The organism is Spirosoma sp. 48-14 (assembly GCF_001898575.1).
In the GTDB taxonomy this organism is placed as follows: Bacteria; Bacteroidota; Bacteroidia; order Cytophagales; family Spirosomataceae; genus Spirosoma.
The window spans coordinates 495,597-511,386 of sequence record NZ_MKUD01000010.1 but is presented as its reverse complement, the minus strand read 5'-3'; the positions used below and the strand labels follow the sequence as shown (position 1 = coordinate 511,386).

Annotated in this window: 13 protein-coding genes; 11 read left to right on the top strand and 2 right to left on the bottom strand. The window is 44.4% G+C overall.

Going from position 1 to position 15,790, the window contains the following annotated elements; genetic code table 11:
* Positions 1-50 precede the first annotated feature (50 nt).
* From BGO59_RS10475 to BGO59_RS10460, 4 genes are all read left to right on the top strand, one after another.
* Positions 51-1,358 (top strand): DUF3696 domain-containing protein, encoded by a 1,308-nt coding sequence (locus BGO59_RS10475; protein ID WP_293683572.1) that lies wholly within the window; start codon positions 51-53, stop codon positions 1,356-1,358.
* A complete protein-coding gene (locus BGO59_RS10470) occupies positions 1,355-1,810 on the top strand; it encodes a hypothetical protein (protein WP_293683571.1) in 456 nt (151 codons plus the stop codon). Before BGO59_RS10475 ends, BGO59_RS10470 begins: the two co-directional genes overlap by 4 nt.
* A gap of 95 nt (positions 1,811-1,905) precedes the next feature.
* Positions 1,906-2,847: a ribose-phosphate pyrophosphokinase gene (locus BGO59_RS10465; protein ID WP_293683570.1), complete on the top strand. Its 942-nt coding sequence runs from the start codon at positions 1,906-1,908 to the stop codon at positions 2,845-2,847.
* 91 nt (positions 2,848-2,938) lie between these two features.
* Complete coding sequence (locus tag BGO59_RS10460; protein ID WP_293683569.1) at positions 2,939-3,502, top strand: 50S ribosomal protein L25/general stress protein Ctc; 564 nt, start codon at positions 2,939-2,941, stop codon at positions 3,500-3,502.
* A gap of 95 nt (positions 3,503-3,597) precedes the next feature.
* On the opposite strand, the gene BGO59_RS10455 is transcribed toward BGO59_RS10460, so the two are convergent.
* Both BGO59_RS10455 and BGO59_RS10450 read right to left on the bottom strand, forming a co-directional pair.
* Positions 3,598-5,883 (bottom strand): heavy metal translocating P-type ATPase, encoded by a 2,286-nt coding sequence (locus BGO59_RS10455; RefSeq protein WP_293683568.1) that lies wholly within the window; start codon positions 5,881-5,883, stop codon positions 3,598-3,600.
* 4 nt (positions 5,884-5,887) lie between these two features.
* Complete coding sequence (locus BGO59_RS10450) at positions 5,888-6,097, bottom strand: heavy-metal-associated domain-containing protein (protein ID WP_293683567.1); 210 nt, start codon at positions 6,095-6,097, stop codon at positions 5,888-5,890.
* A gap of 257 nt (positions 6,098-6,354) precedes the next feature.
* On the opposite strand from BGO59_RS10450, the gene BGO59_RS10445 reads away from it, so the two are divergent.
* From BGO59_RS10445 to BGO59_RS10415, 7 genes are all read left to right on the top strand, one after another.
* A complete protein-coding gene (locus tag BGO59_RS10445) occupies positions 6,355-9,453 on the top strand; it encodes a CusA/CzcA family heavy metal efflux RND transporter (RefSeq protein ID WP_293683566.1) in 3,099 nt (1,032 codons plus the stop codon).
* A gap of 498 nt (positions 9,454-9,951) precedes the next feature.
* A complete protein-coding gene (locus BGO59_RS10440; protein WP_179950501.1) occupies positions 9,952-10,629 on the top strand; it encodes a response regulator transcription factor in 678 nt (225 codons plus the stop codon).
* 100 nt (positions 10,630-10,729) lie between these two features.
* A complete protein-coding gene (locus BGO59_RS10435) occupies positions 10,730-12,145 on the top strand; it encodes a HAMP domain-containing sensor histidine kinase (protein ID WP_293683565.1) in 1,416 nt (471 codons plus the stop codon).
* Between the two features lie 250 nt (positions 12,146-12,395).
* Positions 12,396-12,878, top strand: a complete 483-nt coding sequence (locus BGO59_RS10430) for a response regulator (RefSeq protein ID WP_293683564.1) — start codon at positions 12,396-12,398, stop codon at positions 12,876-12,878.
* A gap of 101 nt (positions 12,879-12,979) precedes the next feature.
* Positions 12,980-13,405 (top strand): response regulator, encoded by a 426-nt coding sequence (locus BGO59_RS10425; protein ID WP_293683563.1) that lies wholly within the window; start codon positions 12,980-12,982, stop codon positions 13,403-13,405.
* A 492-nt stretch (positions 13,406-13,897) separates the two neighbouring features.
* Complete coding sequence (locus tag BGO59_RS10420; protein ID WP_293683562.1) at positions 13,898-14,566, top strand: RNA polymerase sigma-70 factor; 669 nt, start codon at positions 13,898-13,900, stop codon at positions 14,564-14,566.
* 40 nt (positions 14,567-14,606) lie between these two features.
* Positions 14,607-15,707, top strand: a complete 1,101-nt coding sequence (locus BGO59_RS10415; protein ID WP_293683561.1) for a FecR family protein — start codon at positions 14,607-14,609, stop codon at positions 15,705-15,707.
* Positions 15,708-15,790: the final 83 nt, after the last annotated feature.

Below are 15,790 nucleotides of genomic sequence, written 5' to 3'. Positions count from 1 at the left end.
AAATCCCCGAAATTGGCTAACTTTCGGCAGTAGCTTTTCTGACAAAAATTATGCTCATTAACTCCCTCGGCCTGAAGAATTTCAAATGCTTTGAAGAACTCGACGTCAAGTTTGCGCCCATTACCTTACTAACGGGTGCCAACAGCAGCGGCAAGAGTTCCTTGATAAATGCAATTCTGGCAGTATTACAAACTGAGCAATTTCCATATTTTCTATCTCCTAATGGTCAATATGCAAACTTAGGCAGCTATCATGAGATGGCTAAGCGAAATAGCAAAGAGGAAGTTTTTGAAATAAATATTTCTTTTAATAAAACATATGAGATTAATATCAAATCGGTTTGGATGGCTGCCAATAATGACTTGCCGTTTATTGTATCACTGTATTTCAAAGATACATGGCTTGAGCTATCATACAGACTGGAAGATGAAGTACATAGAGTTGATTTTAAGTTGAAATTTAACAGATTTTTTCATGAGACTCCAGAAGAAATACAAAAACGTCTCTCTGAAACAGATGGAATAGTTAATTTCACATTAGAACATCATGATACATCATCTGTCGAGGTAAGCAATCTATTATTCAAATATGATTTACATCCAGTTGATGTCATATACAAAGTAGAGAAAATCACGGGAAACGATATATCAGAGTATTTTCGAGATTTAAAATATAATGGAAAATTTGACTTTAATTATATCGGTTCTTTCAGACTCCCACCCAGTCGTACTTATTACCGTCAATCTAAACCGGACTTTAAGCTTGAAGTATCAGGTGAGGGTTACGTAGATCAGATTATAGATTGGGAGGAATCAGAATCGGACGAATATCAATCACTCATTTCAATTACCAGCCAACTGGGATTATTTCAAGATGTTAAGTCAGCTAAATTCAAAAGTGGTCGTTTTGAATTAAATGTAAAGACACACAAAAAAAGTAAACACGTTGCGCTTAACGATGTTGGATTTGGTATTAGCCAATTTTTACCAATTATAGTGGCAGATTTACAACTCTCAAACGAATCTTGTCTTGCAGTTTCTCAACCTGAAATTCATCTTCACCCCAAAGTTCAAGCACAATTTGGGAATTACTTGGTAAATCAGATTAAACACACACAGAAACAATACATTATTGAAACACATAGTGAATACTTAATTAATCGTATTCGTCTTTTGTTAGTTACTGGTGAATTAAAGCCAGAAGATGTATGTGTACTTTATTTTGAAAACGACGGAATAAAAAGTACAGTTCATCCAATAGAATTTACAACGAAAGGCGCTGTAAAGGGTGCGCCACAAGGTTTTTTCGACACCTATGAAATGGATGTTATGGATATTGCAATGCACGCTATCGGATGATAAAAGATTTATTTGTTGATAATAACGTTGCCAAGAATTTTAAAAATCCCGCCGATCCCCAGTACGAAAAACTGATTCAGTGGCTATACAATGAAGGGTACCTGGTACTTTCACAAAAACTGCTGAAAGAATATCACGATAGCAACCGGGGTAATTATGGGCAAAGCATTTTGAGTATCATTGCTCGCCTTACAAAGGACGAACGGATAGTTATGATCTCCAATGAACAGTTGAAAGCTCTGAACTTTCCTAAAAAATTGGATGAGAAGTGCCAGCGTTTAGATAAGGATTACTGGCATCTGAAAGCTATTTTACTTTCTAATCGAAAAATGGCTCTTATCATCGACCAGCGATTTAGGGACGCCGTAAATAGTCACCCAAAATTTGACGGAGTTCAAGCTTACGCCGTTGCTCGTCCTAAGGAGATTGACTATGAGAATAGTACAATTTAAAAAACTTGTAAAAGCTCAGCTAAAAAGAAACTTTAGCCTATCCCGGCAACTTGGCGGATTTTTCCGTACCTTTGCGGAAAATTTGGCAGGCACCTATGGCATCGTTTAATCCGGTTAAGATTTTTTCGGGAAGTCAATCTACTTACCTGGCCGAAAAAATTGCCCATTACTACGGCAAAGACTTAGGCGGTTATACCTGCCGCCGATTCAGTGATGGCGAGATGTCGCCCAGCTTTGAAGAATCGGTTCGGGGCTGTGATGTGTTCTTAATTCAATCGACCCCTCCTCCCGGCGATAACCTGCTGGAATTGTTGCTGATGGTCGATGCAGCCCGTCGTGCTTCTGCCCACTACGTTACGGTCGTAATTCCTTATTTCGGCTACGCCCGTCAGGATCGGAAAGATAAACCCCGTGTATCGATTGCCGCCAAACTGGTTGCCAATATGCTGGCTGCCTCAGGAGCCGACCGCCTGATGACGATCGACCTGCACGCTGGTCAGATTCAGGGCTTTTTCGATTTTCCGGTTGATCACCTGGAAGGAACGTCGGTGTTTGTACCTTATATCCGTAGCCTTAATCTGGAAAACCTGGTGATCGCTTCCCCAGACGTAGGTGGGGCCAACCGCGCTCGTGTTTTTGCCAAGCATTTCAATGCGGATATTGTACTCTGCGATAAACACCGGAAACGGGCCAACGAAATCGCGTCAATGCAGGTCATTGGTGATGTGGAAGGAGCAAACGTCGTACTGGTCGATGACCTGATCGATACGGGCGGAACAATGGCCAAAGCAGCCCAGATCATTATGGATAAGGGGGCTAAATCTGTACGAGCTGTATGTACGCATCCGATTATGTCGGGGAAAGCGCACGAAAACATTTCCAATTCGGTTCTGGAGGAGCTGGTCGTTGCCGACACGCTTCCCCTCAGCCAACCGAACTCTAAAATACGCGTGTTGTCGGTAGCTGAGTTATTTGCCAAAGCCATCGGCCGCATTCGAGACCATGAATCTATTAGTTCACTGTTTATAAAAAATTAAAGAGCGAAAGAGTGAAAGAGTGAAAGAGCGTGATTTCAGCGCTTATCACTCTTTCGCTCATGCGCTCTTTCACTCTTTAAATTATTTTGTCATGAAAAAAATCGAGATTGTAGGGTATAAAAGAGCGAATCTCGGCCGCACAGAATCACAGGCGATTCGGGCCGAGGGCAATGTTCCCTGTGTATTGTATGGTGGCGCTGATCAGGTTCATTTCTATGCACCTGTTATTTTGTTCCGTGATTTAATTTACACGCCTAATATTTTTGAAGTTGCCCTGAACATCGAGGGCGAGGAATACCGGGCTATCCTTCAGGAAACCCAGTTCCACCCTGTTAGCGACATTCTGCTGCACGCTGACTTCCTACTTGTTACCGATGATAAGCCTGTTAAAATGGCGGTTCCCGTACGGTTGACAGGTTCGGCTCCGGGTGTACAGAAAGGCGGTAAACTGGTAACCCGCGTGCGTAAACTGCGCGTGAAAGGTACCGTAAGTAACATCCCTGATTTCATCGATGTTGATGTATCAGGCCTTGATCTGGGCAAATCGGTTCGCGTAGGTCAGATTCCAGTTAAAAATATCGAAATGCTTGAGCAGGCGTCAAACCCAGTTGCCAGCATCGAAATTCCACGGGCACTGCGGGGTTCACTCAAGTAATCGCAGCAGTACAGCCTTTTTTATTACTAATAGATCAAAAAAATGCCCTCCCGATATTCAGGAGGGCATTTTTGTTGTAATCCGAGATGTCCGCTTTACATACCTCTGAGCCGTAAACTATTGCTCACTACCGATACCGAACTCAAGGCCATGGCCGCTCCGGCAATCATCGGATTGAGCAAAAATCCGAAGGCAGGGTATAAAACGCCAGCCGCAACTGGAATACCGATCACGTTGTAGATAAACGCCCAGAATAGATTTTGACGAATCACCTGTACCGTTTGCCCCGACAACTGTAAGGCCTTCGGAATACTATTCAAGTCGGCCGTTATTAGTGTCATCCGGGCAACATCCATGGCAATATCTGAGCCTTTTCCCATGGCGATGCTTACATCCGCCTGGGCCAGTGCCTGTGAGTCGTTAATACCATCGCCAACCATGGCTACCAGTTTACCTTCTGCCTGTAACTGCTTCACAAAATTGGCTTTGTCGGTAGGCATCATCTCCGATTCGACCTGCTCTATACCAACCTGTCTGGCCACAGCGGCAGCCGTCTGGGCATTATCGCCGGTAAGCATATATACGGCAACTCCCCGGCTTTTGAGGGTTTGTACGGCCTGTTTCGATGTTGGCTTGACTGGATCAGCAATCGCAATAATCCCTAAAATTTCGGCTTCTCTATCCACGCCTATGCAGGCAAAAAAGACGACCGTTTTCGCCTGATTTTGCCACTCAGCCACCTGCTCTAACAACGAATCCGATAACCGAATCCGGCTATCATCCATCAAACGTCGATTACCGACCAGATAGGTTAGCTGTCGATAGGTGGCCCGGACACCCTGACCCGTTAAGCTCTCGAATGTGTCGAGCGTTACCGATTCTGCACTGGACAGGAACGAGGAAACGGCGGCAGCCAATGGGTGCTCAGAACGCGACTCCATCGAATGTAGAATCCCCTGAAGCATTGTACGGTCACGCTCAGGGCCAAGCCATTTGAGGTCGGTTACCACGGGTTTCCCTTCAGTTATCGTACCTGTTTTATCAAGCACAACGGCATTAATACGATGAGCGAGTTCAAGGCTTTCAGCATCTTTTATCAGGATGTTGTTTTCAGCCCCTTTTCCGACGCCAACCATAATAGCCGTAGGCGTGGCTAGTCCCAGCGCACAGGGGCAGGCAATAACCAACACCGTAACCGAGGTGATCAACGCCGTCGTAAACGGATCAGCATCGGGTACGAAATAATGCCCGAAAGCCAGCCAGAAGACAAAGGTCAGCAAAGCAATGCCTAACACGGTAGGGACGAAAATTCCGGCAATCCGATCAACCAACTGTTGCACAGGCGCTTTACTGCCCTGTGCCTCCTGCACCATACGAATGATCTGAGCCAGCAATGTATCCGATCCCACTTTTTCGGCCCGAAACTGAAAGCTACCTTTTTGGTTAATCGTCCCGGCAAAAACAAAAGAGCCTCCCTGCTTTTCAACGGGTACAGGTTCTCCGCTTATCATACTTTCATCGACAAAGGAATGCCCTGCTTCAACTTTACCATCAACCGGAATCCGCTCGCCCGGACGTACCAGAATCTGTTGCCCGGCCTTAACCGCCGATATAGGGATTTCGCGCTCGGTGTTTCCGTCAATTACTCGTACCGTTTTTGGTTGCAACCCCATCAGTTTTTTGATGGCCGATGATGTGTTCGATTTGGCCCGTTCTTCCAGCAATTTGCCTAATAGAATAAACGTAACCACGACCGAAGCAGCTTCGAAATACACATGCGGATGGAGCCCCCGATCGTGCCAGAATGCAGGGTTGAGCGTGTTGAATGCGCTAAACAAAAAGGCAATACCTGTGCTTAAGGCCACCAGCGTATCCATATTGGCTTTGCCATGGCGAGCCTGTTTCCAGGCATTGACAAAAAACGGCTGGCCCAAACCAAAGACAACCACAGCGGCTACTACCATCGAAATGATATTGCTATAGGGCCAATCCATCAGAAACATGCCCAGTACCACCACCGGCAACGAAAGCCCTAACGCCCACAGCGTTCGCCGTTTCAATTGCTGATAGTGCTGTTGCTGGGCTTCTGCCTGAACCTGCTGAGGGTCTTCTGCTTCAACTACCAAATCGTATCCAATGGAACGAACAGCCTGTTGCAGACCAGCTTCGGTTACGAGCTTCGGGTTAAAAGCGACCCATGCCGTTTGATTGGCATAATTAACCCCGGCATCGCTTACTCCCGGTGTGTTCTTCAGCATCGACTCTACACTAACGGCACAAGCCGCACAACTCATCTCCAGAACCGGAAACGTTTTCCGAATGTCCGATGATAGTGCTTTACCAGCGACTTTATTGATTGGAGCTAGATCGTTAGTCGTCATTGCCTTACGCCAACTGCTCGGCTTTATAGCCCGCTTTTTCGACGGCCTGTTTCACAAGGGAAGAATCAGCAGTTTCTACGGTCAGGACTTTATCTGGATTTTGAACATCTACTTTCCAGTTACCTTCACCAACGGCCTCGTTCAGAAAAGGGGTCACTGTGGCAATACAACCACCACACTTGATATTGGTCTTAAATTGAATGGACTGATTCATAATTAATTGGTATATAAATCCGTCGGGCTTATCATGCCCTTCGGGTTGACTTTTCTATTTGCATAACAAAGGTCGTAAGCAGTCCATTCAATGCTGTTACAGAATTGTTGGCGGAGCGTATAAGATTACGATCTATAGGCTGCACTTCAGACTTCCTGTTTCTTTTAACGTCCTTTTAACAATTCGTTAAGGCCAATTTAAGTCCGGTAGAGCATTTTTGCCCATGTAAAAATACCCGTACTCGCATCGCCACCGGCATGAATAAGTTCATTAAAAGTATCCTGTCCTTCTCGCTTAAGAATAAGTTTTTTATCTTTTTTCTGACGGCCCTGGCCATAGTAGCGGGAATTATCAGTTACCAGAATACCCCCATTGAGGCTTTTCCAGACGTTACCAATACACAAATCACGCTGATTACGCAATGGCCGGGCCGGTCGGCCGAAGAAGTCGAGAAGTTCGTTACCATTCCCATTGAAATTGGCCTCAACTCCGTTCAGAAACGGACCGATATTCGTTCGACCTCACTCTTTGGCTTATCGGTGGTGAAAGTGATGTTCGACGATGGTGTTGATGATGCTTTTGCCCGCCAACAGGTCAATAACCTGCTGAGTGGCGTTGAGTTACCCGAAGGCATCCGCCCAGATGTTCAGCCGCCTTATGGGCCAACCGGCGAAATTTTCCGGTATACGCTTCAGTCGCCAACCCGTACAGCCCGCGAGCTTAAAACCTTACAAGACTGGGTTATTGATCGCCAGTTGAAAGGCGTTCCGGGGGTTGCTGATGTGGTGAGCTTTGGTGGGGAAGTGAAAACCTATGAGATTTCGGTAGACCCCCGCCGGCTGATGGATTACAATATTACGCCACTACAATTGTATCAGGCTGTTGCCAATTCTAATGTGAACGTAGGGGGTGATGTGATTGAGAAAAACTCTGAAGCCTATGTCGTTCGGGGGATTGGCCTGTTGCGTAATCAGCAGGATATCCAGAATATCATCATCAAGAATGTGAACGGAACACCCATTATGGTGCGGAATGTGGCTCAGGTCTCGCAATCGGCATTACCCCGACTGGGCCAGGCAGGGCGCGATCGGCAGGATGATGTTGTTGAGTGTATTGTGATCATGCGTAAAGGCGAGAATCCAAGCGAAGTCATTGAACGGGTTAAAGACAAGATCAATGACCTGAACAACAATATCTTGCCCTCCGATGTCCAGATCAACACGTTTTATAACCGGGAAACGCTCATTCACTTTGCCACACATACGGTAACCCACAATTTGATTGAGGGTATCATTTTCGTAACGGTTATCGTCTTTATTTTCATGGCCGACTGGCGAACCACCGTCACGGTATCGATTGTAATTCCGCTGGCTTTATTATTCGCGTTCATCTGTCTGCGCCTTAAAGGCATGTCGGCCAATCTGCTCTCGATGGGTGCCATCGACTTCGGAATTATCGTAGATGGAGCGGTGGTGATGGTAGAAGGTATTTTCGTAACGCTCGATGAACTAGCCCATAAAGAAGGAATGCCCAAATTTAACAGGCTGGCCAAACTGGGGATACTTCGTAAAACAGGTACGGAAATGGGGAAGGCTATTTTCTTTTCCAAGCTCATTATCATCACCTGTCTGGTTCCTATTTTCTCGTTCCAGAAAGTAGAGGGTAAAATGTTTTCGCCCCTGGCCTGGACTCTTGGTTTCGCTCTCCTGGGTGCGCTACTCTTTACCTTAACGCTGGTGCCCGTGCTGGCAAGCATGCTCCTCAATAAAAATGTACGGGAAAAGCACAATCCATTCGTCAATTTCGTCACTAAATACGCCACGCAGATTTTTGGGTTCACCTTCGCCCATAAACGGATCAGCCTTATTGTTACAACGCTGTTAGTAATCGTGGGCCTCTCTGGCTTTAGTCTGCTCGGTACCGAATTCCTGCCCGAGCTGAACGAAGGTTCCATTTATGTACGGGCAACCATGCCTATGGCCATATCCTTGCCCGAATCGGTAAAGCAGACGGTACAGATGCGACACATCTTCGAACAATTTCCCGAGGTCAAAGGAGTTATCTCGCAAACGGGCCGACCGAACGACGGCACCGACCCCACCGGATTTTACAACATTGAGTTTCTGGTTGATATTTATCCGCAGGAAGAGTGGAAAAGCCAAATTAGCAAAGAGGAACTCGTCGATCGAATGCAGGAAAAGTTGTCGGTATTCCCGGGGGTAAACTTCAATTTCTCGCAACCGATCATGGACAATGTGGAAGAAGCCGTTTCGGGTGTAAAAGGGTCTATTGCCGTAAAAATCTATGGCCCCGATCAGACAATACTGGAAACGAAAGCCACTGAAATTCAGAAGCAGTTAGCAACTGTCAACGGGATCGAAGATCTGGGCGTTATTCGAACTACCGGGCAACCTGAAATGCGCGTAGAACTGGACGAACGAAAGCTTGCCCTGTATGGGGTGAATAAGTCCGATGCCGAAGCTGTCATTGAAATGGCAATTGGTGGCAAAGCGGCTACTCAGATTTACGAAGGTGAACGCAAGTTTGATTTGCGAATACGCTATGATCTGCCGTTCCGCTCGAATGAAGAGCAGATTAGCCGTTTGATGGTCCCAACCGAGACGGGCAGTATGATACCCGTCAAAGAAATCGCGCATGTATACACGCAGACAGGCCCGGTCCTGATTTTCCGGGAAGCCAATCAGCGGTACGGTGCGGTGAAGTTTTCGGTTCGTGGACGCGATATGGGTAGTGCGGTAGCTGAAGCTCAGCAAAAAGTTCAGGCGAATGTGAAGCTGCCTGCAGGCTATACCGTAAAATGGGCTGGTGACTTTGAAAACCAGCAACGGGCAACTGCCCGGTTAGCGCAGGTCGTCCCCATTAGTTTGCTGGCTATCTTCTTCATCTTATTTGTGCTATTCGGAAATGTGAAGGATGCGGGATTAGTTCTGTTCAATGTTCCTTTTGCCATCATTGGGGGTATTGCGGCCTTACTCGTCACACACGTAAATTTCAGCATATCAGCAGGTATTGGCTTTATCGCCCTTTTCGGTATTTGCATCCAGAATGGCGTTATATTAATTTCGGTTTTCAAGAAAAACCTTCGAAGTGGCTTGACCCTGACAAACGCCATCCGGGAAGGGGTAGTGTCTCGTATCAGGCCAGTTGTGATGACCGCCATGATGGCTGGTATTGGCCTGATTCCAGCAGCTATATCGCACGGCATAGGCTCAGAGACAGCCCGTCCGCTGGCGATCGTTGTTATCGGTGGATTGATCACGGCTACGTTGCTGACCCTGTTTATATTTCCACTTATTTTCTATGGTTTTTATCGTCAGAAATTAGATGAGAATTAAAAACACGCCGTTAGGTAATTTTATACCAGGCTTTTCCGTTTTATTTCAAATATTATTTAACATTTGTGCTATTAGTTCAAAGCAGGATTTTGAGAGCAAAAAAGTCTTTTTGATAAAAACTTGCTTTGTATTTAAAGAAATTGCGTAGTTTCGCATAACAATCCTTTACAAAGGGAAGGTTGAACATCAAGATCTGGCGGCCGCCCGGTCGTCAATCTTGAAATGGTGTGGATAGAAGCGGAAAGCCGCCCCGATTTTCGGAGCGGCTTTTTTGTTTTATTTCGACTTGTTCATTTAATCATATTTCCAGAGTCTTTAACATCTTTTTAATAGCCTTTTCAACTGCTTTTAATTCGCTCAGCCGACCTTGAACCTATAAGCAGGCACGTACTTTTTCTTTCTGATCGAATTACCAAATCAGCGTGCAATTTGCTTTTTGGAAACTAATAATTTGTTCTGCGGTTTTTAAATCAGACAAGAGCTATGTATGTTGCCGACATGAAGATTCTGGTAGTTGAAGATGAGCCCAAATTAGCATCCTTTGTCCGAAAAGGATTGGAGGAGCAGTCCTGTGAAGTCGATGTCGCCTACGACGGTCAACTTGGCCGTACAATGGCCCTTAATAATCTCTATGATGTGATTATTATGGACATTAATCTACCAAAAATGAACGGATTCGATGTCGTTCAGTCAATCCGACAGGAGAAAAATCGCACCCCTGTCCTCATGCTCACGGCTATGGGCTCTGTGGATGATAAGTTAACTGGATTCGAAGCCGGAGCTGACGATTACCTGGTCAAACCGTTTGAGTTTCGTGAACTGATGGCTCGCCTGCGTGCCCTCACCAAGCGTAACACCGAAGGCAGTATGCAGGCGAACGTGTTGAAAGTGGCCGATTTAGAACTGGATCTGAACGAAAAAATAGCCCGCCGGGGATCTAAACGAATTGAATTGACAGCCAAAGAATTTGGTTTACTCGAATACCTGATTCGCAACCGTGGTCGCGTTGTGTCGCGTGTCGATATTGCGGAAAAAGTTTGGGACATACATTTCGATACAGGCACCAATGTAATTGATGTATATGTAAATTTCCTGCGTAAGAAAATCGACAAGGACTTTCCGAAAAAACTCATTCACACAGTAATTGGAATGGGCTATATGCTTAAAGAAGAGTAATTAGGATTGAGAAGCAAGGAGTGAGAATGGCTGGCGCAAACTTTTCTTAATGCGTCAGCCATTCTCACTCCTTGCTTCTCAATCCTAACTCCTTACTAACATGAACATCCGTACTCGTCTTACGCTGCTTTTTGTGCTGCTGGTCGCTTCGATCATGCTGCTCTTTACCATCTCCGTGTATTACCTGTACGATCAATTCCGTCAACAGGAGTTTGAGCAACGACTCGAAGAAAAAGCGCTGACAACCGTTCGGTTACGGGAAGATGTTGGCGAAGTTCCCCAGAATGATTTGCCCGTCATGGCCGACGAGCAGGTTACTGTTTATAACTCGCGGGGAGTTATCCTATACAATCAATATAATCAACGCCCTCGCTTCCCGATCTCACCTGATTTCCTCTCTAAAATAACCCTACATCATCCTCAATATGGCCGTGCTGGCGATCTTGAAGCCATTGGTGTACGACACATCAACTCACGGGGCGAATCTTTATTTATTGTTGCCTCAGCAAATGATCGCTACGGATTTAGCAAACTGGATCGACTGCGGGAGATTTTGTTCTTCGGGTGGTTATTAAGTCTGTTTATTGTCGGGATTGCAGGGTATCTGTTTGCCACTGACGCCCTGCGCCCTGTATCTGAACTCATCACGCAGGTAAACGCCATATCCGCTACGAACATCCACGAACGATTACGCGTGGGTAGGCAGCGCGATGAATTAGCTGATCTGGCCCGTACATTCAATGATCTGCTTACCCGGCTTGAAGAAGCATTTGTCTTTCAGAAGAGTTTTGTATCACATGCTTCTCACGAGCTACGAACCCCTCTAACAGTAATGATGGGTCAGATTGAAGTCACCCGTCTACAAGCCCGCTCAACCCATGAATATGAAGTTGCGTTCGATGCATTACTGGATGAAGTAAAAAGTATGATTCGCCTGGTTAATGGGTTGCTTGAATTAGCCAGAGCCAGTTCTGACGTCGTAACGCTGAATTATCAGCCTGTTCGAATCGACGAGTTGTTATGGCAGGCTCAAAGTCTTTTAGTCAATAAAAAACCGGAGTACCAAATCGATATCGACTTCGATAATTTACCTGACCAGGAAGAAGATTTAGTTATTAACGGCGAAGAATCACTATTGCAAACAGCCTTCCAGAACTTAATAGAAAACGGGTGTAAGTACTCAACGGATCAGCGTGTATCGGTTCGTATTGCCTTTGAACCTGGGCAAGTGCAACTCACCTTTGCCGACAATGGTTTCGGCATTCCTGCCAGCGATTTGCCGCATATTTTCGAGCCTTTCTACCGATCTGAAACGACGATGACTGTAAAAGGACATGGCATCGGCCTGGCCCTTACGCAACGTATTATCGAACTTCACCGAGGCCAGATTAAAGTAGAATCGACAGTTGGTGTAGGCACTACCTTCCGAATCACTCTACCAAGTGCTCATGTCATTTTACCTACTCCCAACGATGGTCGATCGGTTGATGAAAAACCTGTGAAGTCTTTCTCGTAGTTCGACGTCCGCTTAGTTTAAGCATTTCCACGGCCAAGGTGTGTACAAGCCGCACATTTAGCCAACTTCTGAACACTCAATTGCGCTTCCAGCACCGAAATCCAGCCGCATAAGTAGTTGCTGCCAGGGGCTCAGCTCGCTTTATAGTAAAGAGAGTAAAAAAGAGTATGCGCTATTGAATAACAAAAAAACTGATAACCAACTCATTATTCATTCGGTTACCTTGGTTAACACCAGTTTTTTAGCCGTTATGAAACCTATTCAGGGTCAGCTGCATCTCACTACTAATTTTAATAATGCCAAGCTATTGGTTATCGAAAGCAATAACTCCCACTGGGAATTGATTCAACAGGCTCTTAAATCTTCGCTGCATGAAGTGACTTGCCAGCATGCTGCCACAGCCGAAGAAGCGCTACGCCTGATTAACCAATGGACAGAGCAGGAACTAGGGCTTCCGAAGTTGATCATACTCGATTTATACCTGCCCCACCAATCTGATGGCCTTTCTTTACTCCAGAAAATAAAATCGAAGGAACCTGCCATTAGCTCAATTCCAGTGGTCATATTCAGCGCATCAGGAGCACGAAGCGATATACAGTCTGCTTATCAATCAGGCGCATCAGCGTATATGATTAAACCACAAGATGCCCAACAATGGACCCGGGTTTTTACCCATCTTCGTCAATACTGGTGGGAAACGGTACATTTACCCAATGTTAATTACAGGCTTTAGGAATAAAGGGCGGCAATCATTGAAAGATCGTTTCATTTAAGCCCATAAACTTTTTAAATTTGTTTATCGTTTTCCCGTTAGTCTTTAAACAGGGCAACATCATGCTTACTCAACAATCATTCGATGTATTAGTTGTCGAGGATGATCAACTAACTTTTGAGCTACTACAGCGGCTTGCAGGGCAATATTTTCCAGAGGCAACATTTATCTCTTTGGCCTCTCCCACAACTACGTTAGCGTATTTGAATTCAAATCCTGAAAAGCGTCCAAAGCTGATTCTATTAGATATTGCCTTATGTAGTGATGCCGATGGCTTTATCTTATTGCAGGAATTACGTACCCATTTCAATGGTCAGGTTCCGATCATTATGCTCACTAATTCAGAGAATCAGCAACATGTGTGGCAGTCCTATGCTGATGGAGCCACCGCTTTTACGACCAAGCCGTCAAATTTACAGGATTGGAAAACGTATATGGACACATTAAAATCATACTGGTACGAGATCAATACATTGCCTGCTTCATAAGCCTATTAGTCAATATATAAATACTCATTACACTGGTAACTAACGAATAGTAACGCAAGAAGCCTACTTAAAGCTTTCACATAAAGCTGTTCCAAGACAAATTATCAGCCCTTTGCTGCCTGCATGGGAAGCCTTACCCAACTCATCTTCATAGTCTGTAAATACTCAGACATAAGGCCATCAATTAGAGAATCTTGCCAAAGAGAAAAAAATATTCACCAGAGTGTGGGGTGAAATAATAAAACTTTGTCTTTGAATTAGAATATTTTCAAACAGTATTCTACTCCAGCTGATAGCTGGCCGTCCTTGTTTGTTGACGTATCGACATTGATCATTGCATTATGTGACCCATTGTCAGTCAGTACACAAGATTAGCTAAGTAGAGCTTTGGTATTGAAGGCGACTATTCCTGGTTTACTAAAATACCCTTTCTAACGCATAGTTGCCCGAATAAGTAAACAAGTATTGACCATTGAGCTTACCCACCAAATCATGATACAGGCGAATCAGGAGAGCGATGATTTTACTGTTGGAAAGCATTACGTTCGGGTTTCGAAGGATCTACCAGAAACGAAAGTGGTTTCGGACGAATACTTTATAAAAAAATGTTTTGACCAATCGCCGAGAGAAGGTTTTGAGCTGCTCTTTCGCAAATACTACACCAATCTCTGTAACCATGCCATTCGCTATGTGTATTCAAAGGAACTAGCTGAAGACATTGTGGCCGAGGTATTTACGAACTTCTGGAAGAATAAAGCCTACGAACAGATTACCATGTCGTATCGGGCTTATCTATACATATCGGTTAGGAATCGGGCCCATAATTGTTTGAAACTCGAATTAAATCGAAATGTTACCTTCGAAAGCAGTTCCATCGACTTTCAGGATGTTAACAATACAACGGTTTTACGACCTGATGAAATCACTCAATTTCATGAATTAAGTCAAAAGCTGGATGCAGCCATTCAGGGTTTACCACAGCAGGCTAAAAAGGCCTTTCAATTAAATCGGCTGGAAGGTAAAAAATATGCAGAAGTTGCCAGTGAAATGGGCCTAACTGTAAGTGCCGTAGAGCGGCTTATTAGCAGGGCATTAGCTAAAATCAGAGAAGAACTTAAAGCTCACTATTTATTATCTATTTTCCTTTTCTATTTAAGTTAATAGACATCACTGTAATAAAGCGGTTTTGATAAATAAAATCATGGATAATACACCATTAACAAAAAAAATCTTATTCGACTATTTTGATGGAAAAAGTACGTCTATTCAACGTAAAATGGTCGAAGAATGGCTTGATAACCCACAGAATAAAGAAGTTTATTATCAATATCTGGATGAATGGGAACAGCAACACCCACAATACCTCTTTGATATAGAGTCTGGATTATCAAAAGTACATCAACAACTAGATCAGCCTATAATTGACATACCGGCAGAATCGCCTTCTATACGCGTACTTAATTCATCTGATTTTTACAGAATTGGCCGTTGGGTATCGGCAGCGCTGGTTATTTTGGTTGCGGGTTGGCTCAGTTGGAATCAGCTCAAAAAGCCGAAACCTGTCACTTATGAAAAACTGGTCAAATTGACAAAAAATTCAACGGGAGAAATTTACGAAAAAGTTAATTTAACGAAACTACCTATACTGATAAATCTTCCCGATAAAAGTTCTGTCATTTTACAGCCAAACAGTAAAATCTGTTATTCTCCGAAGCAATACAACCAGTCAAAACGAGAAGTAATCCTTTCAGGAGAAGCCTTTTTTGAAGTCCAGAAAAATCGTCAAAAACCGTTCTTCGTATACGCCAATGAACTGGTAACCAAAGTATTAGGCACAAGCTTTTTCATTAAAAGTCAGCCTACAAGTGCGGATATGGAGGTTGTTGTTAAAACAGGAAGGGTGGCGGTTTTTTTACAACATGACGCCAATAAATTAAAAAAATTAACGACTACTTCTCTTACCGGACTAGTCCTAAATGCGAATGAACGCGTACAAGTAAATGGGGCTGAGTTTAGTATTAAAAAACCTACCCGGATTGACCAGGAATCACTCAGCTTACCGATTCAAAAACTCACTTTCAATTTTGACGAAGCGCCCGCTGTTGATGTACTTACAGAACTGGAGAAAGCATACGGTATCGATATAGTTTTTGAAAAAAATAAGCTCACTAACTGCAAATTAACTGCACATCTGTCGGATGAGCCGCTCATGGAAAAACTAGAGTTAATTTGTGCTGCCCTCGAGGCTACGTATAAAGAAGTCGACAACAAAATAATCCTTCAGGTTAAAGGTTGCCCCTGAACACTACAGACTGCTTTTACCGGGCAGCATCGCGTTACAGGAAAGTAATTTATTTGTAACTGTATTTACTCCTACCCCCAATA